Source organism: Phyllobacterium sp. T2-21, from assembly GCF_055378485.1.
Map to the genome: position 1 here is coordinate 1,256,217 of NZ_AP027912.1, position 21,990 is coordinate 1,278,206.

Below are 21,990 nucleotides of genomic sequence, written 5' to 3' on the forward strand. Positions count from 1 at the left end.
GGCTGCCATGCAAAAATTGATCGCGTCCGTCGTCAGCCGCCTCGTCATCAGCGTTCCCTATCTGTGGATGCTGATTTTCTTCCTCATCCCGTTCATCATCGTCTTCAAGATTTCACTCTCGCAAGTGACGATGGCGATACCGCCCTACACGCCGACGATTGATGTCTGGGCGGGCTGGCAGGGGCTGATCAACAGCGTGTCGCAGTTCTCCTGGGACAATTACACGTTCCTGGGGAGCGATCCGCTCTATGTCAAAGCCTATCTGTCCAGCGTGATCATTGCCGCCATTTCGACGTTCCTGACGCTGCTGGTGGGCTATCCCATCGCCTACGGCATGGCACGGGCGCCCGCCACCGTCCGGTCAACCCTGCTGATGCTGGTGATCCTGCCCTTCTGGACAAGCTTCCTTATCCGCGTCTATGCATGGATCGGTATTCTCAAGCCCGAGGGGCTGCTCAACCAGTTTCTTATGTGGGCCAATGTCATCCACACGCCCCTGAACATTCTCAACACAAATACCGCGGTGCTGATCGGCATTGTCTATTCCTATCTGCCGTTCCTGGTGCTTCCGATCTATTCAACGCTGGAAAAGATGGATTACTCGCTGGTTGAGGCGGCGGAGGATCTTGGCTGCCCGCCCATCACCGCCTTCTGGAAAATCACGTTCCCGCTGTCGCTGCCCGGCGTTGTCGCCGGATGTTTCCTTGTCTTCATTCCGGCCGTCGGCGAATTCGTTATTCCCGATCTTCTCGGCGGGTCGGAGACATTGATGATCGGCAAAACCCTGTGGAACGAGTTCTCCGCCAACCGCGACTGGCCGCTGTCTTCCGCAGTCGCCGTGGTTCTGCTGGCGCTGCTCGTCGTGCCCATCGTGCTGTTCCAGCGGTCGGAAGCCAAAGCCCAGGAAAGCGAGAAGTGACATGAACACCACCTGGTCCCGCTTCAATATCGTCTCGCTGGTCATCGGTTTCGCGTTCCTGTACCTGCCGATCGTGCTGCTGGTTGTCTTCTCGTTCAATGAATCCCGCCTCGTCACCGTCTGGGCCGGCTTCTCGACCAAATGGTATGTGTCGCTGTTCAACAACAAGAGCTTTATCGATGCGGCGTGGGTGACCATCCGCGTCGGGTTGATCTCGGCGACCTTCGCGACAATCCTTGGAACGCTCGGTGCCCTCGCACTCACCCGCTATACGCGCTTCCGGGGGCGGATGCTGTTTTCAGCGATGATCTATGCGCCGCTGGTCATGCCCGAAGTCATCACCGGCCTGTCGCTGCTCCTGCTGTTCGTGGCCATTGGCTTTGACCGGGGTATCTGGACCGTCACGCTCGCCCACATCACATTCACCATGTGTTTCGTGGCCGTCGTGGTGCAGTCGCGCCTGGTCACGTTCGACCGCTCGCTCGAAGAGGCGGCCATGGATCTCGGCGCGACGCCGGTCACCACCTTCTTCAAGGTTACCCTGCCGGTGATCATGCCGGCGGTGGTATCCGGCTGGATGCTCGCCTTCACGCTGTCGCTCGATGACCTCGTGATTTCAAGCTTCACCTCGGGTCCCGGCGCCACCACCCTGCCGATGCGCATTTATTCGCAGGTGCGTCTCGGGGTGACGCCGGAGATCAACGCCGCCTGTACGATCCTGATCGCCGTCGTCGCGGTGGGGGTGGTGATCGCATCGATTGCCAACAAGCGCCGCGAGGTGCAGAAGGCACGCGACGAGCAGGCTGCTGCCCGTCACTAACCTCTCGGTGCACTAATTCGCCGGTGCGATGATCGGCGAGATAAACGGATTGTCCCAGGAACCGCCGATAAAGAAGCGCGTGTGGTTGAATACTGGCGCAGGCTTCTGCTCGACGGGTGCGGCCTGCGCCGTCGCGTCAGCGGGCGCTGGAGCAGGGGCTGGCATTGCCGCTGGCGCGGGTGCCGGTGCCGGTGCCGCAGCAGCAGGAACAGGCACCGCATAGTCTCCCGTCAAGGCCAGGCTCTTGCCGATAAGGGTGACAATACCGGCAAAGCTCAGCACACCGGATTTCATCTGGACTTGCGCGGTCTCGAGGGCTGCCACGCCGTCCATGATATTGGCCTTGATCTCCATCCGGTCGAATGCCAGCCAGGCATCGGTTTTCTCGTTCAGGCTGAAAAACCGGTCCGTTTTGGCCCGGTTGAGCAGGTTGTTGAAATCGATGCTTTTGATCTGCCCGGTGCCGAAGCGCATGCTGAGGGTGCCCTTGGCGTTCTCCATGGCCGATGACCACCGGGTGATCGGTCCCTTGAGAACGAGAGACATCGTGCCTTTGCCGAGCTCGAACCGGTTGCCAAGCCCCAGCAGCGGGGCGATGGCCGCGCTGTTCACATCCGTGCCGTTGAGACGCAGTTCACCCGTGGCGCCGCCATCGCCTTCTTCGGCCAGCTGGAAACTTGCGGCAATGGAGCCGTTGAAGGCTGCGGCCTCGCCGATGTCGAAAATGGCCCGGCCGTTGCGAACCTGCGCGGTTGCGGCAACATTCGTCAGATTGACCGAGCCTGCCGTGGCTTTCTGGGTGGAGACGCGCAGGTCCACATTGGCCTGCTTGAGGAAGCGGGTATCGATAACCGCATTGGCGTTGGCCGACCCGTCGGGCAGCGGCATGAAGCCTGACAGCACGGAGCGGAGGTCAAGCGTCTCGAAGGCGAGCGTGCCGGTGATGCTTGGCGTTCCATCGTTCAGGACGATTTCAATGCCGCCCTTTGCGGGATTGTTGTTCAGGGTTGCCGTCAAACCGTCGAGCTTCATGCGGTTGGCCGAGCCGGAAACCGTGGCGTCGAGGGCGAAGCTGCCAATCGGCGCGCCGGGAATGGATGGGGTCTTCGACCATTCCAGCGTCCGGCGCAGGGACGGGGAGGTCAACGACAGGGTGCCCTGAAAGAACTGGTTCTTGGCAATATTGGCCGAGCCATTGAAAGCAAGGGTGAGCGGCGTCGATGTCAGGTTCACCTGCAGCGGGCTGGTGCCGCCGGCCAGCAGCAGCAGCGCCTTGCTGGCGGAGCTGTCGATCTCGGTTTCCTCGCCATGCCAGATGGCATTGCCGCGGAAGCTGGCGACGCCCGAGGTCTGCGGCCATTCAAAAACGCCGCTGATGCTGGAAATCTGCTCTTCGGACCCGTTGAGCGGCCGCTTGAACGTCACCATCGCATCTTCAAGCCGGATACGTCCGAACGGCTGCGACGACACATTGCTCATATCCGGTTTTGCCGGATTGGCCTCGATGGCAGCCCGTGCCTCGCGCATGACGTCGCCGATGCGCCCATCGGTTTTTGCCAGGGATTCGCCGATCTGCGACAGGCTTTTGATCGGCTCGTCAATGACAAAACGCGGCCGGATAATGGTTGTCTCGGTGAATTCCGTCCGACCCATCAGCGCGGAAAGCAGCGACAGATCGACTTCGATGCGTTCCGCCTTCATGAAGGGCGTGCCTTCACTCTGCCAGGGATTGCGGATGGTCACGTCGGCGAGCGAGGCGGAAAAGACCGGAAAGAACGAAATTTGCGGCGTCTGCCGCGATTCGACACTGTAGCCGGTCCAGTTGCTGAGTTCCTGAATGAGCCGGGCACGGATGACATCCGTGCTGACGAGATAGGGAATAGCGGCGAGAAGTCCCGCGGCGACGAGAGCCAATGCGATGATTGTCGCGAATATGTTCCTCGGCCGGTACCAGGACATGAATATTCCGATGTCTGCTGTTCTTCCGGCTGCACGCCGGAAGGTTTTACGCTTCTCCATCTACGGTTTAGCGATGATGCGTTGCAATTCAAGGGCCAGAGATCGTCAGGCGCCAATTTGTTGCAGAGCGTTTGCCACCGCATTGCGGACTGAATGAGGCGATGGGAAGCTGTCTTACAATTTTCAGTCGGCGAGGACGCGGGTCGACGGAAAACTGATTTCGACCATCGTGCCGCGCCCCGGCGCGGAATCGATGGCGAAGCTTGCGCGGTTTGCCTCGGCCATGGCCTTTGTCAGCGGCAGCCCGAGACCCGTGCCGTCGGTGCGCGCATGTTTGGGCGTGGTGATCTGCTTGTAGGGGCGCAGGGCCTGTTCGACTTCCTGCCGCGTCATGCCGATGCCGGTATCGCGCACCCGCAGGAGCACGTCGCCGCTGGGTTCGTAACTGGTCGAAACGATCACCTGTCCGCCCGGTCCGGTAAAACGCACGGCGTTCGACAGGAGGTTGAGGGCAATCTGGGTGATCGACCGCTGATCGGCGACAATGTCGGGCAGGCGCGAGGTAAGGCTGGAGCGGATGATCACCCGCTCGCGGTTTGCCTGCGGCTGCATGATCGCCACGGCCTCGGTGAGAGCGTCGTTCAGCGAAACCGCCTGGAAGTCGAACTCCACCGCACCTGCCTCGATCTTGGAAATGTCGAGGAGGTCATTGACCAGCGACAGAACGTGATTGCCGGAACGGCTGATATCGTGGAGATAGTCGCGATACCGCTCATTGCCGACAGGGCCGAATTTTTCGTCCGCCATCAACTCGGAAAAACCGATGATGGCATTGAGCGGCGTGCGGATTTCATGGCTGATCCGGGCGAGGAATTCGCTCTTCTGGCTGGAGGTGCGCTCTGCCTCGCGCTTGGCGCTGAGCAGTTCTTCCTCGGCCTGTTTCCAATGGGTGATGTCCCGCAGCACGACGCAAAAGCCTTTTGACGCATCGAGCTTGCCGATGGTCATGAACAGCGGGATGAACCGCCCCTTGCTTTCGCGGCCGATGACCTCGCGGCCGTCATTGAGAACGCTGGCAACCCCGTTGTCCGACAGGCTGCTGACATAGTCCATGGCCGTCCGCTGGCTCTCGATGGCAAAGAGCAGGGAGAACGCCTTGCCTTCCACCTCTTCCGGATTATAGCCAAACAGCGCCGCCGCCGAATGATTGACCGAACGGATGGCACCGGCGGAATCAAGCAGGATAACCCCATCCGTCGCGGTATCGAGAATCGCATTCAGCTCGTCGATGCGGGTTTGCAGGAGCTGCCGCTCGCTGTCGTCGAACCGCTGTTCCGGCGATTGCAGCACGGGCGGCTGCGCCTCAGGCGACAGGGCCAGCAGCAGAGCGCGTTCGCCGTCCTCGTCCCAGCGCACGGCCTGAAGGTGCGCCTGAACGCGCCGGGTCGTGCCATCGCTCAGACGCAGGTTCACACCGTCCGCTGTCTCGCTGTCGGCCTGTTCCGGATTTTCGGCAAAAAGTGCATTCAGGCCGCCTGCCGCGTTGATGCTCTCGTGCGTTTCATAAAGCGTGGCGTCGAGCAGGGCTCTGTTGGCATAGAGAAGAATGCCATGGCGATGGATGAGGACCGGAAGAGGCAGGGCCGCGAGAACGGCGGTATCGACGCCTTGCCGGGCTTGTGTGCGGATATTCTCTGCAAAATCCGTCTGCGGTGCCGGATCGGCTGCAGGTGCCTTTGCCTCTTTGTCTGCCGACACGGTGAAACCGGGGCCGACGACTTCCGCATCGGGAACGGGCGGCACGACCGGAGCGGGCACTGCCGGCTGATCCGATGGCGCTTCGGCGTTGGTTACGGCAGCCGCAGGGGCGGCTTCCTTCGGGTTGTCGGCCAGAACTTCGCGGCGCAGCCGTTCGGCGATTTCCCTGAAGGCATTGCGTTCCGCATCGTTCAGGCGCCCGTCATCGCGCGGAAGACGGTTGGTCTTCAACGGGATGACATTACCTTCGATGGTTTCGGCTCTGGCTACGTCGCGGGAAGGCTCAACCGGTGCGGCGGGTGTGATGGCAATGGCGGGTTTTTCGCCATTGAATACATCGACGGGAGCAATGGGCTTGGGCGCGAGCGCCTTGCCAATCGCCTCGGGATCGGTCGTAACATCACCCATGCGGGCAACGCCGAACCCGCGAAAGCCCATGAACACCCGCTCGCGCGAATAGATCGGCAGGGCCGCCAATTCGATGGGCACACGTAAATCGGTGCCTTCGATCGGCCACAGGACGGAGCGGCCCGACCATGTGTCGCGCCGTTCGAGAAGTTCGGCAATCTCGCCGCCGCTGTCGAGCCCGTAGACGTTGGCGACGTCGCGGAAGGATTTTCCGATGACCGCCGCCGAGTTGGGGCCTACCGCACCGACAAATTCGGGAGATATTTCGTCGAAATGCGCATCCGCATCCACCTTCCAGACAAAACGGACGGGGTTGTCGGAGGGCCTGTACTGAAAAGGTCCATCCTCGGGCGCCGCGTTCTCGGCCTGTTGCGGCGCTGGTTCAACGGCGGCGATGCTGTGCGGCGGTTCCGTGGCTTCGACGCCGCTGTCCCGGACATCATGGACAACGGTGATGGGCGATACTGCGGGCGGTTCGGGCTGCTTGTCTGCGGCTTTTACCGGTTGCTCTGCGCTTGCATTGACGTCGCGGATGGCAAAGAGAAGATGCAGGGCAGGGCTGTCGGTCAGCCGCGCTATGCCGGCCGGCACAAAACCGTTGGCTGTCTGCACCGGGCGCTTCACCAGCCGGTTGCGTTCGAGACGCACTTCGCGCACCAGATCGCCCAGCATCTTGTCGTTGAAGCCGATGCTGCGGAACTGGTCGGAGGCTGCCAAGACCGTGCCGGCGGCATCGATCATGGCCGCATGGGTGGTGCTGTCACCGAAGCCCTTGATGGCCAGCGCGGCTATCTCCGCTTCGGATGTCAGCCGAGCCGTATTGGCGATGGACAGCAGGATGGCGGCTTCGCCGCGCGGCAGAGTCAGGTCGCTTGCCTGGAATGTCAGGATGCGGCTGGCCAGGCCGAAGGCCACACGCAATGACACCGTGCGGCCATGGCCGATGGCAGGGAAACCGTCGAGCGCCATGAGCTGGCGTCTTGCCTGTACATTGAGCACGGAGCCGGCATCGAGAATATCGTCGATGGTCGCGTAGCCAAGCGCATTTGCACCCTGGCCATTCGCCCAGATGACATTCTCCAGATCCGGCGAAATGACCACAAGCGCATCGCCATTGGCAAAATGCTCGCGAATTTCATCCAGAACGGCAATATCGATGAATGGGTAAGTTCCAGACGTCATCGTTTGACCGGTGCACTCCACAATAAAGCATCCGCTGTCTGCGGATTGTCTTAATACTCTGTTAATAATCGTCTGGCGATCAATCGTCCACTCACAGTCCCTTACGTCACACGTCTTTCTCTTGGTTTAGTTAACTTGGAAGACGCTCCACAAAAATATTTGGATGAAAAATCAGACGTTTGATTGTGCGGTGCAAAAGAAATGTTGCAATGCACAATAAATTGGGTTATACACGGGTCATGAATTCACAAGCAGCCGCATAGACCGGCTGCACATGGAAGGAACATGTTATGAGCAAGACCACCAAACAGACTGCTGATGCGTTCTCGATCCCTGCCTTTGATGCGACCGCTGTAACCGATCAGGTTCGCGAATTCACCGAGAAGGGCGTTGCCCAGTCCAAGGAAGCCTATGCCAAGATCAAGGATCAGGCCGAAGCTGCCCAGAAGACACTCGAAAGCACGTTTGAAACTGCACAGTCGAACACTGCAGCTCTCTCCCTCAAGGCTCTGGCTGCGCTGCGCGCCAACACCGAAGCCAGCTTCGCTCATATCGAAGCCCTGATCGGTGTTAAGTCTTTCGGCGAAGTCATCGAACTGCAGAGCGCGTTCGTTCGCAAGCAGGCTGAAGCCCTGACCGACCAGGCCAAGGAATTCCAGACAGTTGCAACCAAGGCTGTTGAAGAAATCTCCGCTCCGGTCAAGTCGGCTGTCGAGAAGGCAATCAAGGACGTCAAGGTCGCCTGATTTAAAGGCCTTTGATGAAAAAATACTCCGGCGGCACTCCTCCTCCCGGCCGCTGGACAAGCAAGACCCGATAGTTCCTCCCGTATGGGTCTTGCATTAATGGAAAAGGCCGGTTCCTCCCCCGGCCTTTTCTTTTTTGTTGGTTTTTACCTTTCTGTTGCATCGGGTGCTTGCCAAAAGCATCAATCTTACGTATGTGACCCCTGTCGAAAAGAAGACGGTGCGCGGTCGTAGCTCAGTTGGTTAGAGCGCAGGATTGTGGCTCCTGAGGTCGGTGGTTCGAATCCACCCGTCCGTACCACTTCTTCCAAAACCTCCCCAAAATACAAAGCCGGATCAAACCACCAGCGGTCCGGTTGCTTTTGCGCACCGCGGCTGATGCCGCGCGCCGGTAATGGCGCTGTTCTCAAGCCCGCACCGGCCGGCCGCTGCATTCAATCCCTGCATGGTAAAACCATTCATCGTCAATTGATCCCGGCGGGCGTTCATGCCAATGAAAACCATGCGCATATTGCTGGTTGAGGATACGCATGATGTGGGGGAGGCTATCGCCAAGCGTTTCGAGGCGATCGGCCATGCTGTCGATTGGGAAACCGACGGCCGTGCCGCGGCGGAAATCATCGATTTCACTGAATATTCGCTGATCATCCTTGATGTCATGCTGCCGGGCATGGACGGTTTTGAGATTCTCAAGCGCCTGCGCAGATCCGGCAATGCCGTTCCCGTCCTCGTGCTGACGGCGCGTTCCGAGATCGAGGACCGCGTCGGCGCCCTCGATCTGGGGGCGGATGATTATCTCGTCAAGCCCTTCGATTTTCGCGAGCTTGAGGCGCGCGCCCGCGTGCTGATCCGGCGGCGCACCGGCGGCGAGGCGACCAATCTGATCAAATGCGGCGATATCGCCATCGACCGCGGCGCACGGTCCGTCCATGTCGGCAAGCGCGAAGTCCAGTTGAAGCGGCGCGAGCTGACATTGCTTGAAGTCATGGCGGCGCGTCCGGGCCGTGTTTTCAGCAAGGACGAACTGCTCGACCAGATCTTCGGGTTCGACGAGGCTGCCAATGCCAATGCCATCGAGCTCTATGTCGGGCGGTTGCGCAAGAAACTGGAAGGCGCGCAGGCGCGCATCGTGACGGTGCGCGGGCTGGGCTATCAACTGGTGGCCGGCGATGCAGCATGAGCCGTCCCTCTTTGCCCGTCTGGCCCGGCGTATTTCGCTGGTTCTGGGTATCGGTGCGGCGATTCTTGTCAGCGCGGCCTGGTATTACGCGGAAACGGCGGCCGACAAGGCCTATGACCGGCTGCTTGTCGGCGCTGCCCTGCAAATGGCGGAGAGTCTTTCCGTCGAAAGAGGCGCGCTCAGCGCCCGTTTGCCCACATCGGCATTCGAATTGCTGGGACTGGCCGAACGCGACCGGATTTTCTACCGCGTCATCGATACCAACGGCAAAACCGTGACCGGCTATGATGATCTGCAAAACCCGGCGCCACCGGATGGTGCGCGCGACGCCGTCAGCATCAGCGAAGGTATCTACAAGGGCGAGGCGGTGCGCATAGCCCGTGCCACCCGCGTGCTGGCGGACCCGTCGGTGACGGGGCATGCCTATGTCGTCGTGGCGCAGACCAACGAGGCGCGCTCCGCCCTGACGCGGGAACTGACGCTGCGTGCCACCATCCTTGTCGTCGTCATGAGCTTTCTCGCCTTTGCCGGTGCCATGCTGGCCATCCGCTATGCCTTGCAGCCCGTGGAGCGATTGGGGGCCGCCGTGCGCCGCCGTGACCCGCATGACCTGACGCCCGTCTCGGTCGGCGTTCCGCGCGAACTCGATCCGTTTGTCAGTTCCATCAATCATTTCATGGGCCGCCTGAATGAACGCGTCGACCTGCTGCAACGGTTCATCGCCGATGCCGCGCATCAGATCCGGACACCGCTGACGGCCCTGTCCGCGCAGATCGACCTTCTCGGACACGACAAGCTGGACAAGACCGGACGGCAGCATTTCGAGCGGGTGCAGCAGCGCACCGGCGAGCTGGCGCGCCTGACCAACCAGCTACTCAGCCACGCCATGGTCATCCACCGCGCCGACTCCATCCAGCTTGAGCCGATCAGCCTCGTCGATGTGGCCCGCCGTGCCTACCGCGCCGCCATTCCCATCACCGTGGACCCCGATATCGTCATCTCGTTCGAAGCGCCCGATGACCGCCCCTTTGTCCTCGGCGATGCGGTCAGCCTGCGCGAGGCTATCGTCAATGTCATCGACAATGCCCTGCGGCACGGGACGGATCAGCGGCTTGAGGTGCGGGTACGCTCCGATGCGCTCGATGCCTATGTCGAGGTGGAGGATGACGGCCCCGGCATTCCGCCGGAGGGCTGGGAAAAAGCCACCCAGCGTTTCGCGACATCGAAATCGCACGAAGGCAGTTCCGGCCTCGGCTTCGCCATTGCCCAGGAAGTCGTCAATGCCCATGGCGGCACGCTGGGCTTTCGCGCACGGGACGAGAAGAGCTTCACGGTTATCCTGACATTGCCGTTGCACAAGGGCCCCGCGAAATGATGAAACGTTTCATGGCTACGATGATTGCCACGATCCTTGCCCTGACATCGCAGGTTCCGGCGGCAACGGACAATCATACGCGGTTTCCGGCGCTGCAGACGGAAACCGGCAAGCTGACGATCTATTCGACCACCGACCTGGCTGCCATGAAGCCGCTGATCGACGATTTTCAGCGCACCGCACCGGGCATATCGATTGATTACATCGAGTATCTCACCAATGAACTGCATGCGCTGGCCAGTGAGGCCTGCCGCAAGGACGAGCCGCTCGGAGACCTGCTCCTGTCGTCGTCAGTGGATCAGTTGCTGAAACTGGCCAATGATGGCTGTGCCGCATCGCACACATCGCCGGAAACGCTGCGTGTGGCCGATTGGGCCAACTGGCGCGACGAGGTTTTTGGTTTCACCTATGAACCGGCCGTCTTCGTCTACAACACCCGCAAGGTCCCGCCGGCCGAGGTGCCCCGCACCCATGTGGAACTCGCCGACCTCCTGCGCGAACGTCTTGATTATTATCGCGGCCGCGTCGGCACCTACGACATCCGCCTGTCCGGCGTTGGCTATTTGCTGGCCTTCAACGACGCGCGGCAGACGAACACCGTCTTCGGCCGCTTGCTGGAAAGCATGGCGCGGGCTTCTGCGGTGGCGCGATGCTGCACCGGCGAAATTCTTGAGGAGGTGGCGAGCGGCCGCCTCTATATCGGCTACAACATGCTGGGTTCCTATGCCTATGACGTGGCGCGAAGGCATCCGGACCTCAGGGTTGTCGTGCCGCGGGACTATACGCTGGTGCTCAGCCGCGGAGCGCTCATTCCCAAATCCGCAGAGCGCAGCGACCTTGGCGCGCAGTTCCTGGATTATCTCCTGTCGGAGCGCGGCCAGTCGATTGCGCGGAGCAATGCGTTCTATTTTTCCGAAACGGGCGGCCTGCCGCCGGATGTTGACGGGCCGCAGAACCTGAAGGAATCGGGAATCGCGCAACCCATCCGCATCGGGCCGGGGCTGCTGGCAGTGCAGGATTGGGCGCAGAGACAGCGCTTCATCGAGGATTGGTCGCGCTCATTGATCGAGCTCAACAGCCCGGAATGGACACGGGAGTAAGCTAGAAAAGCGAGCCTTGGTCCGTGCCGGGCGCGGCAGGCTTCTTTGCCGGAGCCGGGCGTTCCGGCTTTGGCCGCACCGGATTGGCTTCACCTTCCCCGGCCACGGCTTGAACCTCGCCATCCTGGAAGCGCAGCGTCAGATGATCGCCGCTGGCAATGGCAGCGGCGCGTTTTACAGGAGCGCCCGCCGTGTCGAGCACGATGGCAAAACCGCGCTCGAGTACGCTCTCGTGCGAAAGGGTCTTCATCAGCCGTTCGAGTTCGCTGCCGCGTCGCCTGGCCCGGTCCAGCGTGATGCCGATGGCCTGATCCTGCCGCCGTTCCAGCTGGGTCAGCGATTGGCGCCCCCGCACGGCAAGGCGGGCAATCGGTTCAGGCGACAGACGCTGGGTATGACGGGCAAAGACAGCGCGCCGGTCACGCAGGAAGACGCTCAGGCTGCGCGGCAGGCGGTCGCCGAAAACAGTCACTTCCCGCTGCTTTTCGCGGAACCGCTGCTGCAGGACCCGCGGCGACAATTGCCGGGCACGGCCATCGAAATGCGCTCGTTTTTTCTGGGTGTTCGCCTGCAAGGCGCGGCCGAGCCGGGCGGCGGTTTCGTCGAAATGCCGCCGGGGCAGGGCAAGCAGCTGGTCGGCGGAGGGCAGGGCGCGCGACAGGGCGCGCTGGGCCTGACGGCGATTGTCGAGGTAACGCGACATGCCCGCCGCCAGCCGCGCGCCATAGGTGACGACGCTTGCCTGCAGGTCGGCCCGCACGGGTACCGCCATCTCGGCGGCGCCGGTCGGGGTCGGCGCGCGGACGTCGGCGGCAAGATCGATCAGCGTCCAATCCGTTTCGTGCCCGACGGCTGAAATGACAGGGATATCGGAGGCTGCAACGGCGCGCACGACGATTTCGTCATTGAACCCCCAGAGATCTTCCAGGCTGCCGCCGCCACGCGCCACGATGAGAACATCGGGCCGGGGCAAGGCGCCGCCCGGCTGCAGGGTATTGAAGCCATTGACGGCGGCGGCCACTTCCGCGCCGGAGGTTTCGCCCTGCACGCGCACCGGCCAGACGAGCACGTGCAGCGGAAAGCGGTCGGTAATGCGGTGAATGATATCGCGGATAACAGCACCCGTGGGCGAGGTGACCACGCCGATGACGCGCGGCATGAAGGGCAGCAATTGCTTGGCGGCCGGATCGAACAGGCCTTCGGCGCCGAGCTTGCGCTTGCGTTCCTCCAGAAGCGCCATCAAAGCCCCGGCACCGGCCGGTTCCATCTGCTCGATGACGATCTGGTATTTCGACGAGCCGGGATAGGTGGTCAGCTTGCCCGTCGCGATGACTTCCATGCCCTCTTCGGGCTGGAATTTCAGCCGGCTCATGCTGCCGCGCCAGACGACGGCCTCGATACGGGCCTTGTCGTCCTTCAGGGAAAAATAGGCATGGCCCGAGGAATGGGGGCCGCGATAACCGGAAATTTCGCCGCGCACGCGCACATGGCCGAACGTGTCCTCAACAGTGCGCTTTAGCGCTCCCGAGATTTCGGATACGGAATATTCGGCAACGTTGGACGTCGATTCGGACTTTTCGGTCATTCCCTATTCCTAACGGGGTGATGAATGGCGTCAAGTCTTCGAGGCCTGTGTTGCAGGGCCGGGGGATGAAAAGGGGAATGCTCATGACGCAACGTCTCAGTCTGCGCCATTATCTGATGATCGGCACCGCGATGATCGCGCTGACCGCCATCATCCTGCTGGGGATGGGCCGCAATCCCATCTGCACCTGCGGAACGGTCAAGCTCTGGGTGGGCGAAGTCAACTCGTCTGACAATTCCCAGCATATTTCCGACTGGTATTCCCTGTCGCACATCATCCACGGCTTTCTGTTCTACGGCCTTTTGTGGCTGGTTGCGCGCAGCAAGCCGGCGGGCTTCCGCCTGCTCCTTGCCATCGTGGTGGAAGCAGCGTGGGAGATTTTCGAGAACACCGACATGGTCATCAATCGCTACCGCGAGGCGACCATTGCGCTCGGTTATACCGGGGACAGCGTGCTGAACTCGGTGTGCGATATCCTGTTCATGGTGATCGGCTTTTTCTTTGCGTCCCGCGCGCCGCTCTGGCTGACGTTCATCATCGCCATCGTCTTCGAATTGCTGGCGGGATATGTCATTCGCGACAATCTCACCCTCAATGTCTTGATGCTGATCTATCCGCTCGATGCCATCAAGGCGTGGCAGGGCGGGCTGTAACCGCCTACCAGCCCGGAACCAGCTCTGTCGAGCGCACCTGCCGCAGGCGCTGGTTGACCTGGTTCGGCGCGGCCGCCGGCGCCATGCTGACCGGGGTTGGCATCGACAGGTTGTCGAGGCTTTCGACGATATGCTGCGCCAGCGCATCCACGATGGCGGAGGGCTTGGTGTGGCCGCGCATGATGCCGATGCCGAATTCCGGCAAGCGGCCAAAGCCGTCGGCTTCGCTAAGCACACGCATGCCGGGGCGCAGGGCGCATTCCGGTAGGATCGAGACCGCAAGGCCGGCAAGCACCGCTGCTGCCAGGACCGTCGCCGACCAGCTGGTGAACAGGATGCGATAGTCGTGATGCATGGTGTCGAGCACGTCGATTGCCGCGGCGCGCCAGATGCAGGTCGGTCGGCCAACGGCAAGCGGCAGCACCTTCTCCTCATGCACCGTATGGTGCGCCGAGGTGACCCAGAGCAATTGCTCGCTTCGCACCACTTCCGAACGGCGCATGTCGTCGCACTGGGTGACCAGCGCCAGATCGAGCTGCCCCTTGCGGATCATCTCGTCGAGATTGACCGTGGGTTCGCACACCACCGAAAGTTCGACACGCGGGTTGGAGCGGGAAAAGCGCGCCATGATTTCCGGCAGGAAGCGATCGGCATAATCGTCGGGCGTGCCGATGCGGATATGACCCTGCAGCTGCGTATCGTCAAAGGCGGCGATGGTTTCACCGTTGAGCTGCATCATGCGCCGTGCATAGGCCAGCAGACGTTCGCCGTCTTCGGTCAGCTTGTTGGTGCGGCCATCGCGCTCAAACAGGGCCTTGGAAACCCGCTCTTCCAGCCGGCGCATTTGCATGGAGACCGCTGACTGAGTCTTGTTGACCGCATCAGCCGCTCTGGTGAAGCTGCCGCTGTCGGCAATGGCGATAAATGTCTGCAATTGGTCAAGATCAAGAGGCGCACTCATGGCTTTGCTCCCGGACGGTTCAATCCATCATTATTATTGAACGTTTACATGAAAAACATTCGTTTGAATAATCAATTTTTGTGGATCATTCTACGGATGTTCAGGAGACGCCTGTGTTGAAACGATACCGGGCGTAATGCGTAGAAAATGGTTTCCACGCGATTCAACCCTTCTTGATCAGCGCCATTCAAAAAAGGAGTAGGGCGATGACGACGACAACGAGAACGACTGAAGTAAATGGATTGGTGCCCGCGATCACTTTCGCGCTGGCTCAGGCCTTTGGCTTTGTCACCCGAATGATCGTCGCCCGCCGCAATCGCAAAACGATTTTGAGCCTCGGTGAGTGGAACGATCAAATGCTGCATGACATCGGTGTCACGCGCGGTGATCTGCATTCGGCCCTTGGCACGTCGCTGCTTGAAGATCCGAGCGAAAAACTGGGCGCATTGGCCGATGTACGGGCCCGTTTGCGCGCAGCACGCTCGATCAGCTGAGCATCGATTTTGACGGTTTAGCAGGCGTCCCATTCACACCGGAATCCCCTCCCGGTGCCCCGCCTGCCCACTGCCCGGCCTTCTGGCCGGGCTTTTTCTTTATGGGACCGGCTATTTGTTGCGATCCATGCCGCGCAGATACTGGTCGAAAATCGATTCGACACCCTTCTGATACTGCTCGTTGGTTTTCCGGCCCGTTTCGAACATCTGGTCGAGGACATCCTTGAACGGATTGTTGGCAGCGGGCGGCTGGTCTGGCTGCCGGGGCTGAGGCTCCGGTGCCGTGCGCTGTTGCGCGCCGCCGCCGAGCATATCGCCGAAGATTTTGCCGAGGGGATTGTCGCCGAACGGGTTCTGCGCGTTTCCTGCGGGTTGCTGCCCTTGCGGCGTGGCGCCGGGAAACCCGCCGCGTGTCATCTGTTCGAGGATTTGGCCAAGCGGATTGTTGCCCCACGGATTGGCCTGGCCCTGCGGCTGCTGCGGCGCTCCGGCAGCGCCGCCGCCGAGCATGCTTTCTAGAATCTGGCCCCAGGGGTTGGCGGCGCCCGGCTGGTTGGGAGCGGTCTGGCCGCCGATGCCACCGCTTTGCCGCATCATCTGCTCGATGAAATCGCCAATGACATTGCCGCCGCCGAGCCCGGCCGCTGCAAACTGGCCCGTCGACTGCTTGTAGAGCCCGCCCATCGTCATGGATGCGAGCACGGGCAGCATCTGCTGCAGCGTGCTGACGGCGATCCCGGTCATTCGCGCGGCATGATCGGCGACGGCGCGTGACAACTCCTTCGAGCCGAACAGATTGTTCAAAATGGCATTGCCGTCGGCAATGCCTGCCGGATTGAAGGCCGCCTGCGGATTATCAAAATAATTGACGTGCTGGCCAGACGACAGCGACTGGATGAAGGCGCCGACACCCATGGGATCGGCGGTATTGCGCTGCAAGCCCTGCGAAAAGGCGGGCATTAATGCCTCGATGGCGGCGATTGTCTGTTGTTGCGAGAGCTGAAACTGGCGGGACAATGCCTCCACGGCCTGCCCACCCTGTCCCTTCAGGAACATGTCTACGAGATTCATGGCGCCGATCCTCCTTCGGGCTGATGCACGAGGGAAGAGTAGCCCTGCCGACAAGCAAAGTTCAATCTTTTTATCGGGTTAGAGTGCGTGGTTCGACAGGCTCACCATGAGGGGAGTGGTTTGACGCAACACCAATCGCGAAGGTTGCAGAATAAGGCTCCCTGCAATCCTCACCCTCCCTCATGGTGAGCCTGTCGAACCACGCCCGGCGCAGATTCAGTCAGGTCGGTTCAGGGGTATGAATCCGGCCATTAAACCTTAAAAATACTGCGCCAGATTCTTGCGGATACGTTCCAGCGGATCAATAGCGGGATCGCCGGGCGTGAATGTTGCACCGGTAATCGTTTCATAGGCCTGGATATAGACCTTGGTCGTCGCGTCGATCATATCCTGCGGAATCTCGGGGATTTCATCCTTGTAGGGATCGCAGCGCTCGACCACCCAGGTGCGGATGAAATCCTTGTCGAAACTGACCGGGCGCTTGCCCGGCGCATAGCTGTCGGCAAACCAGTAGCGGCTGGAATCCGATGTGTGGATTTCGTCGGCCAGCACGATGTTGCCATCCGCATCCGTGCCGAACTCATACTTGGTATCGGCCAGGATAAGGCCGCGGCTGGCGGCGATTTCCTGTCCGCGCGCGAAAAGCTTGAACGCATAGGCGGAAATCGTATCCCACTGCTCCTGCGTCAGCAGCTTCTGCTCAAGTATTTCCTTGGCGGTCAGCGGTTCGTCGTGGCCGCCATCGAACGCCTTGGATGTCGGCGTGATGATCGGGGCTGGAAGCTTTTCATTGTCCTGCAGGCCGTCGGGGAAGGTCGTGCCATACATCTCCCGCTTGCCGGCCTTGTAGAGTGTCAGGATCGATGTGCCGGTGGTTCCGGCGAGATAGCCGCGCACGATGATTTCGACCGGCAGGATATCGAGGCGGCGGGCAACCACGACGTTCGGGTCGGGATAGTCGAGCACATGGTTGGGACAGATATCCTTGGTCTGCTCGAACTGGTAACGCGCGGTCTGCGTCAGGACTTCGCCCTTCAGCGGAATGCAGGCGAGAATCCGGTCAAATGCGCTGATGCGGTCCGTGGCGATAATGATGCGCCGCCCATCCGGCAGGTCATAATTCTCGCGCACCTTGCCGCGGTAGTAGTTCGGCAGTTCGGGAATGAAGGCTTCGGTGAGCGCTTTGTGTGTGGGCATGGTGTGAAGAATCCGCGTCAGACAATCTGGCTTCCGCATAACACATAAGTCGAGGAACGGGAGTCAAATTCTGAGTTAGCGCCCGCCGGTTACATCGAGAAGCGCCCCGGTCACATAGGACGCGGCATCGCTGAGCAGCCAGACGATGGATTCGCCGACTTCGTCAGCCGTACCCGGCCGTCCGAGCGGTGCCATCACGCCGAGGCGCTGGGCCCGGTCCGGCTGGCCGCCGCTGGCGTGGATGTCGGTCTCGATCAGACCGGGGCGGACGGCATTGACGCGGATACCTTCGGGGCCGACTTCCTTGGAAAGGCCGATGGTCAGCGTATCCATTGCGCCTTTTGAACCGGCATAATCGACATATTCCGACGGCCCGCCAAGACGGGCTGCAGCGGACGACAGGATGACGATTGATCCACCCTTGCCGCCGCGAGACCGCGCCATCCGGCGGACACCCTCGCGGGCGCAGACATAGGCGCCGAGAATGTTCACATCGAACATGTGCTTGAGACGTTCGGTATCGATATCCATCAGCTTGGATGCGGGCGCTACGATACCGGCATTGACGACAAGTCCGTCGAGCGGGCCGAGTTCTTCGGTCTGCCTGAACATGGCGATGACGTCGGCCTCGTTGGCGACGTCACCCTGTATGGCCTTGGCCTTGCCGCCCGCCGCGATGATTGTCGCGACCACGTCATCCGCTGCCGCCCTGTTGCCGATGTAATTGACGCCGACCGACCATCCCTTTTGACCCGCAAGAATGGCCGCCGCGCGGCCAATGCCACGGCTCGCGCCTGTTATCAGGATGGTCTTGCTCATCGCATGTCTCCCAAAGGGCGGAATTAGTAGGCATACTCCAGAAAAGCGGGCTCAACCGAGCCGCCCCAGACCGTGTTGTACTGGCTGAGCATCTGCTCGGCGGAGGTCGTGCCGCGCGCGACAACTTCCTCCAGCGAGGCGAGATAGTGCGTCTCGTCAAAGCCTTCGCTGTTCAGCAGCGCGCGGTTTTTCAGGCCAAGGCGCGAAATCGCCAGCACATCGCGGGAAATGTCGTGCACCGAGCGGTTGCGCAGCGTGGCGCGCAGGCCCTTTGCCGGCACTTCGTCGCGCAGGGCCTGCACTTCCGGGTAGGTCCAGTCGCGGGTGAGGGCTTCCGCGGCATCCAGTGCCTCGGCGTCGTAGAGAATGCCGACCCAGAATGCAGGCAGTGCGCAGATACGCCGCCACGGGCCGCCGTCGGCGCCGCGCATTTCCAGGAAGCGCTTCAGCCGCACTTCCGGGAACAGCGTTGAAAGGTGGTTCGTCCAGTCGCCCATATTGGGCGTGGCGTCCGGAATGGAATCTTTCAGCGCGCCGTTCATGAACTGGCGGAAGGTCACATGCGTGCAGTCGTGGTAACGACCATGGCGCAGGACAAAATACATAGGCACGTCGAGCGCCCATTCCACGTAATCGGCAAAGCCGAAATTTTCATTGAAGATGAACGGCAGCACACCGGAGCGGTTGTTGTCCGTATCGCGCCAGATATTGGAGCGCCAGGACAACAGGCCGTTCGGCTTGCCCTCGGTGAACGGCGACATGGCGAACAGCGCCGTGGCGATGGACTGCAGTTTCACCGAAACCTGCATCTTGCGGCGCATGTCGGTTTCCGAGGCAAAGTCGAGATTCACCTGGATGGTGCAGGTGCGGTACATCATGTTCAGTCCGTCCTTGCCGACCTTCGGCATATAGTTGGACATGATGTTGTAGCGGGATTTCGGCATGCGCGGCGTTTCCGCCAGGGACCATTTCGGACTGCCGCCAAGACCCAGGAAGCGGATGCCGAGCGGCTCGGCTATCTCGCGCACCTGCGCCAGATGCGCATTGGTTTCGCGGCAGGTCTGGTGGATGGTGGACAGCGGAGCGCCCGACAGTTCGAACTGGCCGCCCGGCTCTAGCGAAATCGCGCCCTGTCCGGTCGGTTCGACGAGGCCGATGATATTGCCCTCGTCAATGATCGGTTCCCAGCCCAGCTTCGACTGCATGCCTTCCAGAATGGCGCGGATGCCGCGCGGACCGTCATAGGGAACCGGGCTGTTGTCTTCGGTATAGAACGGGAATTTTTCGTGCTCTGTGCCGATGCGCCATGCTGATTGCGGCTTGGAGCCCTGGGCGAGGTAGGTCGCCAGTTCTTCCGTGCCGGAAAGGGGCGTCTCGTCTGTTGTATCGCGCGCCATGGATGGTGCTTCCCCACTAGAATTTTTGAACTTGCGGCGTGATTGGCTGTTTTCGGAAACGAGCGCAAGCAAATTTCGCTGATGCACTCATCAAGAGAATTTGTAACTCACCAATCGCCGATCGTCGCCTGAATAAGCGCGAGTGCGGCAACGGCGGCAGTGTCGGCGCGCAGGATGCGTTGACCCAGCGGAATGGCGGTGACGAACGGCAGCTTGCGCAGGGTTTCGCGCTCCGCATCCGAGAACCCGCCTTCCGGTCCGATGAGAACGCCGAGCGGCCCGCGCGGCAGACTTTGTAGCAGCGGCAGCGGGTTATGGGTATCATGACCTTCGTCGCAGAAGATCAGGCGTCGGTCCGGATCCCAGCCATCCAGCAGTTTCTCGAGCCTGACCGGCTCGCGCGTTTCCGGGATGGCCAGAACGCCGCATTGCTCTGCCGCTTCGATGGCGTTGGCCTCGATCCGATCCACGCCGATTCTGGCGACCTGCGTGTGCTGGGTAATCACCGGTTGCAAAATGCCAGCACCCATTTCGACGGCCTTTTGCACGAGGTAGTCGAGCCGTCCCTGTTTGAGAGGGGCAAAGCAGTAGATGAGATCGGGTGATTCCGGCTGCACCCGCGTCAGTTCAAGCGGCTCCAGCGCCAGCTTCTTCCTGCTTTCAAAGCGCAGGGCAGCGCGCCATTCACCGTCCCGACCGTTGAAAACGAGGATTTCATCGCCGTCCTTCATCCGCAGCACATTGGCGAGATAGTTGACGGCTTCCGCCGGGGCGTCCGCCCGCCTGCCGGCCGCCAGATCCGCGGTAATATAAAGCCGTTGCATTCTGTAATTTGCGCGCATGGGAGATGGATGCCAGAGAGGGGATGGGGCGGTCAAGCAGGCGATGTCAGCCGAGAGGCGGCAGGCGCCGTTTCACCGGCGAGGATTTGACGATGGAGGTATTGGTTTCGGCCTTTTCCGCCAGCCGGTCGAGCAGCGTATCCAGCTGTTCCATGGTGCGGAAATGCAGCTTGCCGACAAAGCAATCGTCGCCCGTCACCTTGTCGCATTCGGTGATTTCAGGCATCTCCTGGATCAGCCGCTCGACAATATGCAGCATGCCGGGCAGGGGCCTGACCCGCACGATGGCCGTCAGACTATAGCCGAGCGCCGCCGGGTCGATATCGACGGTGAAGGCGCGGATCACCTTCTTTTCCTCGAGCCGCCGCAACCTCTCGGACACGCTGGGAGACGAGAGCCCGACTTTCTGGCTCAGTTCCTTCAGCGAGATTCGCGCATCTTCGATCAGGATACCGAGGATGGTCTTGTCCATTTCATCGAGCATAGCAACCTCGTAAGGCAGATCAGGCGTTTTGCCTGCATTAAACAGGTCGAGCGAACTTTACGCCTTTTTCCATATATATCAAATTGCCATTGCTCCGAATAGTCTCGTGGTGCGAGACGAAAGGACAGGTGGCATGGAACGGGACATAGCGAGAGGCAGCGTGGAAATGACAGCTGCGATGATGATTTCGGGTACGATCGGCTGGTTTGTGCTGATGTCCGGTCAGCCGGTCTTATCCGTCGTGTTCTGGCGCTGCGCCTTTGGTGCACTGACATTGCTCGGCGTTTGCGCCGCACTCGGTCTGCTGCGTCCGAATGTTATTTCTTTGAAGCTGTTCGGTCTTGCTGTTCTTGGCGGGGTTGCCATTGTCCTCAACTGGGTGTTGCTCTTTGCCGCCTATTCCCGAGCGTCCATTGCCATTGCGACGACGGTCTACAATGTGCAGCCGTTCATGCTCGTCGTGCTGGGCGCTCTGATCTTCAAGGAGAAGCTGACATTCACCAAGCTGTTCTGGCTGGCGGTCGCATTTGCCGGCATGCTGCTGATCGTTCAGGCCAAGCCCGGCGGCGGTTACACGGGCACGAACTACATGGCCGGTATCGGCCTGTCGCTGGGTGCAGCCTTCCTCTACGCCATCGCATCCATCGTGGCCAAGCGGCTGAAGGGCACGCCGCCGCACCTGATTGCGCTGATTCAGGTCTGCGTTGGTATCGTGCTGATGGCGCCGCTTGCCGATTTCAGTGTCATGCCGAAAGGCGCAGCCGAATGGGGCAGCATCCTCACGATCGGTGTGGTCCATACGGGATTGATGTACATTCTGCTCTATAGCGCCATCCAGAAGCTGCCGACCCATCTCACGGGATCGTTGTCCTTCATCTATCCCATCGCTGCCATTCTGGTTGACTATTTTGCCTTCGGGCATCAGCTGCAACCGATACAGTTCCTGGGTTCCGCAGCCATTCTCGTCGCAGCGGCCGGCACCAGCCTTGGATGGAAGCTGGGCCGGTCGGTGCCGGCAAGTGTCAAAATCTGATCGCGGA

19 protein-coding genes and 1 tRNA gene are annotated in these 21,990 nt (G+C 60.8%); 10 read left to right on the forward strand and 10 right to left on the reverse strand.

Annotated elements, in window-relative coordinates; genetic code table 11:
- Positions 1 to 7 precede the first annotated feature (7 nt).
- Positions 8 to 919 carry an ABC transporter permease subunit gene (locus ACZ5FP_RS06270; protein WP_288192018.1) on the forward strand — a complete coding sequence of 304 codons (912 nt, stop codon included), beginning with the start codon at positions 8 to 10 and terminating at the stop codon, positions 917 to 919.
- Between the two features lies 1 nt (position 920).
- Positions 921 to 1,739: an ABC transporter permease gene (locus ACZ5FP_RS06275; RefSeq protein ID WP_223611740.1), complete on the forward strand. Its 819-nt coding sequence runs from the start codon at positions 921 to 923 to the stop codon at positions 1,737 to 1,739.
- A 12-nt stretch (positions 1,740 to 1,751) separates the two neighbouring features.
- On the opposite strand, the gene ACZ5FP_RS06280 is transcribed toward ACZ5FP_RS06275, so the two are convergent.
- Together ACZ5FP_RS06280 and ACZ5FP_RS06285 are read right to left on the reverse strand one after the other, a co-directional pair.
- The gene (locus ACZ5FP_RS06280; RefSeq protein WP_464662776.1) at positions 1,752 to 3,698 is read right to left on the reverse strand and encodes an AsmA family protein; all 1,947 of its coding nucleotides are present in this window, start codon (positions 3,696 to 3,698) and stop codon (positions 1,752 to 1,754) included.
- Positions 3,699 to 3,881: 183 nt separating this feature from the next.
- Positions 3,882 to 7,046, reverse strand: coding sequence for a histidine kinase dimerization/phospho-acceptor domain-containing protein (locus ACZ5FP_RS06285; protein WP_464662777.1), 3,165 nt, complete (start codon positions 7,044 to 7,046; stop codon positions 3,882 to 3,884).
- Between the two features lie 290 nt (positions 7,047 to 7,336).
- On the opposite strand from ACZ5FP_RS06285, the gene ACZ5FP_RS06290 reads away from it, so the two are divergent.
- The 5 genes from ACZ5FP_RS06290 (at position 7,337) to ACZ5FP_RS06310 (ending at position 11,447) form a co-directional block, all read left to right on the forward strand.
- Complete coding sequence (locus ACZ5FP_RS06290; RefSeq protein WP_105736338.1) at positions 7,337 to 7,792, forward strand: phasin; 456 nt, start codon at positions 7,337 to 7,339, stop codon at positions 7,790 to 7,792.
- Positions 7,793 to 8,016: 224 nt separating this feature from the next.
- A tRNA-His gene (locus tag ACZ5FP_RS06295) sits at positions 8,017 to 8,093 on the forward strand.
- A 201-nt stretch (positions 8,094 to 8,294) separates the two neighbouring features.
- Positions 8,295 to 8,972, forward strand: a complete 678-nt coding sequence (locus ACZ5FP_RS06300; protein WP_223612394.1) for a response regulator transcription factor — start codon at positions 8,295 to 8,297, stop codon at positions 8,970 to 8,972.
- Complete coding sequence (locus tag ACZ5FP_RS06305) at positions 8,962 to 10,347, forward strand: sensor histidine kinase (protein WP_223611735.1); 1,386 nt, start codon at positions 8,962 to 8,964, stop codon at positions 10,345 to 10,347. The genes ACZ5FP_RS06300 and ACZ5FP_RS06305 overlap by 11 nt, the downstream gene beginning before the upstream one ends.
- Positions 10,348 to 10,358: 11 nt before the next feature.
- A complete protein-coding gene (locus tag ACZ5FP_RS06310; RefSeq protein ID WP_464662778.1) occupies positions 10,359 to 11,447 on the forward strand; it encodes an ABC transporter substrate-binding protein in 1,089 nt (362 codons plus the stop codon).
- A 1-nt stretch (position 11,448) separates the two neighbouring features.
- Here ACZ5FP_RS06310 and xseA read toward each other — a convergent pair whose 3' ends face one another.
- On the reverse strand, positions 11,449 to 13,032 hold the full coding sequence (gene xseA / locus ACZ5FP_RS06315) for an exodeoxyribonuclease VII large subunit (RefSeq protein ID WP_464662779.1): 1,584 nt from the start codon (positions 13,030 to 13,032) through the stop codon (positions 11,449 to 11,451).
- Positions 13,033 to 13,115: 83 nt separating this feature from the next.
- On the opposite strand from xseA, the gene ACZ5FP_RS06320 reads away from it, so the two are divergent.
- On the forward strand, positions 13,116 to 13,685 hold the full coding sequence (locus ACZ5FP_RS06320; protein WP_464662780.1) for a DUF2585 domain-containing protein: 570 nt from the start codon (positions 13,116 to 13,118) through the stop codon (positions 13,683 to 13,685).
- A 4-nt stretch (positions 13,686 to 13,689) separates the two neighbouring features.
- On the opposite strand, the gene ACZ5FP_RS06325 is transcribed toward ACZ5FP_RS06320, so the two are convergent.
- On the reverse strand, positions 13,690 to 14,646 hold the full coding sequence (locus tag ACZ5FP_RS06325) for a LysR substrate-binding domain-containing protein (protein ID WP_346305508.1): 957 nt from the start codon (positions 14,644 to 14,646) through the stop codon (positions 13,690 to 13,692).
- A gap of 206 nt (positions 14,647 to 14,852) precedes the next feature.
- On the opposite strand from ACZ5FP_RS06325, the gene ACZ5FP_RS06330 reads away from it, so the two are divergent.
- Complete coding sequence (locus ACZ5FP_RS06330) at positions 14,853 to 15,140, forward strand: DUF1127 domain-containing protein (RefSeq protein WP_223611725.1); 288 nt, start codon at positions 14,853 to 14,855, stop codon at positions 15,138 to 15,140.
- 111 nt (positions 15,141 to 15,251) lie between these two features.
- Here ACZ5FP_RS06330 and ACZ5FP_RS06335 read toward each other — a convergent pair whose 3' ends face one another.
- The 6 genes from ACZ5FP_RS06335 to ACZ5FP_RS06360 all read right to left on the reverse strand — a co-directional run bounded on the left by ACZ5FP_RS06335 (position 15,252) and on the right by ACZ5FP_RS06360 (position 20,950).
- Entirely contained in the window at positions 15,252 to 16,211 is a 960-nt protein-coding gene (locus ACZ5FP_RS06335) for a DUF937 domain-containing protein (RefSeq protein WP_464662781.1), read from the reverse strand.
- 258 nt (positions 16,212 to 16,469) lie between these two features.
- The gene (locus ACZ5FP_RS06340) at positions 16,470 to 17,408 is read right to left on the reverse strand and encodes a phosphoribosylaminoimidazolesuccinocarboxamide synthase (RefSeq protein WP_464662782.1); all 939 of its coding nucleotides are present in this window, start codon (positions 17,406 to 17,408) and stop codon (positions 16,470 to 16,472) included.
- A gap of 75 nt (positions 17,409 to 17,483) precedes the next feature.
- Positions 17,484 to 18,227 carry an SDR family oxidoreductase gene (locus tag ACZ5FP_RS06345; RefSeq protein WP_464662783.1) on the reverse strand — a complete coding sequence of 248 codons (744 nt, stop codon included), beginning with the start codon at positions 18,225 to 18,227 and terminating at the stop codon, positions 17,484 to 17,486.
- Between the two features lie 23 nt (positions 18,228 to 18,250).
- Complete coding sequence (locus ACZ5FP_RS06350; RefSeq protein ID WP_223611719.1) at positions 18,251 to 19,624, reverse strand: glutamate--cysteine ligase; 1,374 nt, start codon at positions 19,622 to 19,624, stop codon at positions 18,251 to 18,253.
- 107 nt (positions 19,625 to 19,731) lie between these two features.
- Positions 19,732 to 20,466, reverse strand: a complete 735-nt coding sequence (locus ACZ5FP_RS06355) for a 16S rRNA (uracil(1498)-N(3))-methyltransferase (protein ID WP_464662784.1) — start codon at positions 20,464 to 20,466, stop codon at positions 19,732 to 19,734.
- A gap of 46 nt (positions 20,467 to 20,512) precedes the next feature.
- Complete coding sequence (locus ACZ5FP_RS06360; protein WP_464662785.1) at positions 20,513 to 20,950, reverse strand: Lrp/AsnC family transcriptional regulator; 438 nt, start codon at positions 20,948 to 20,950, stop codon at positions 20,513 to 20,515.
- Positions 20,951 to 21,083: 133 nt separating this feature from the next.
- On the opposite strand from ACZ5FP_RS06360, the gene ACZ5FP_RS06365 reads away from it, so the two are divergent.
- Positions 21,084 to 21,983, forward strand: a complete 900-nt coding sequence (locus ACZ5FP_RS06365; protein WP_464662786.1) for a DMT family transporter — start codon at positions 21,084 to 21,086, stop codon at positions 21,981 to 21,983.
- Positions 21,984 to 21,990 lie beyond the last annotated feature (7 nt).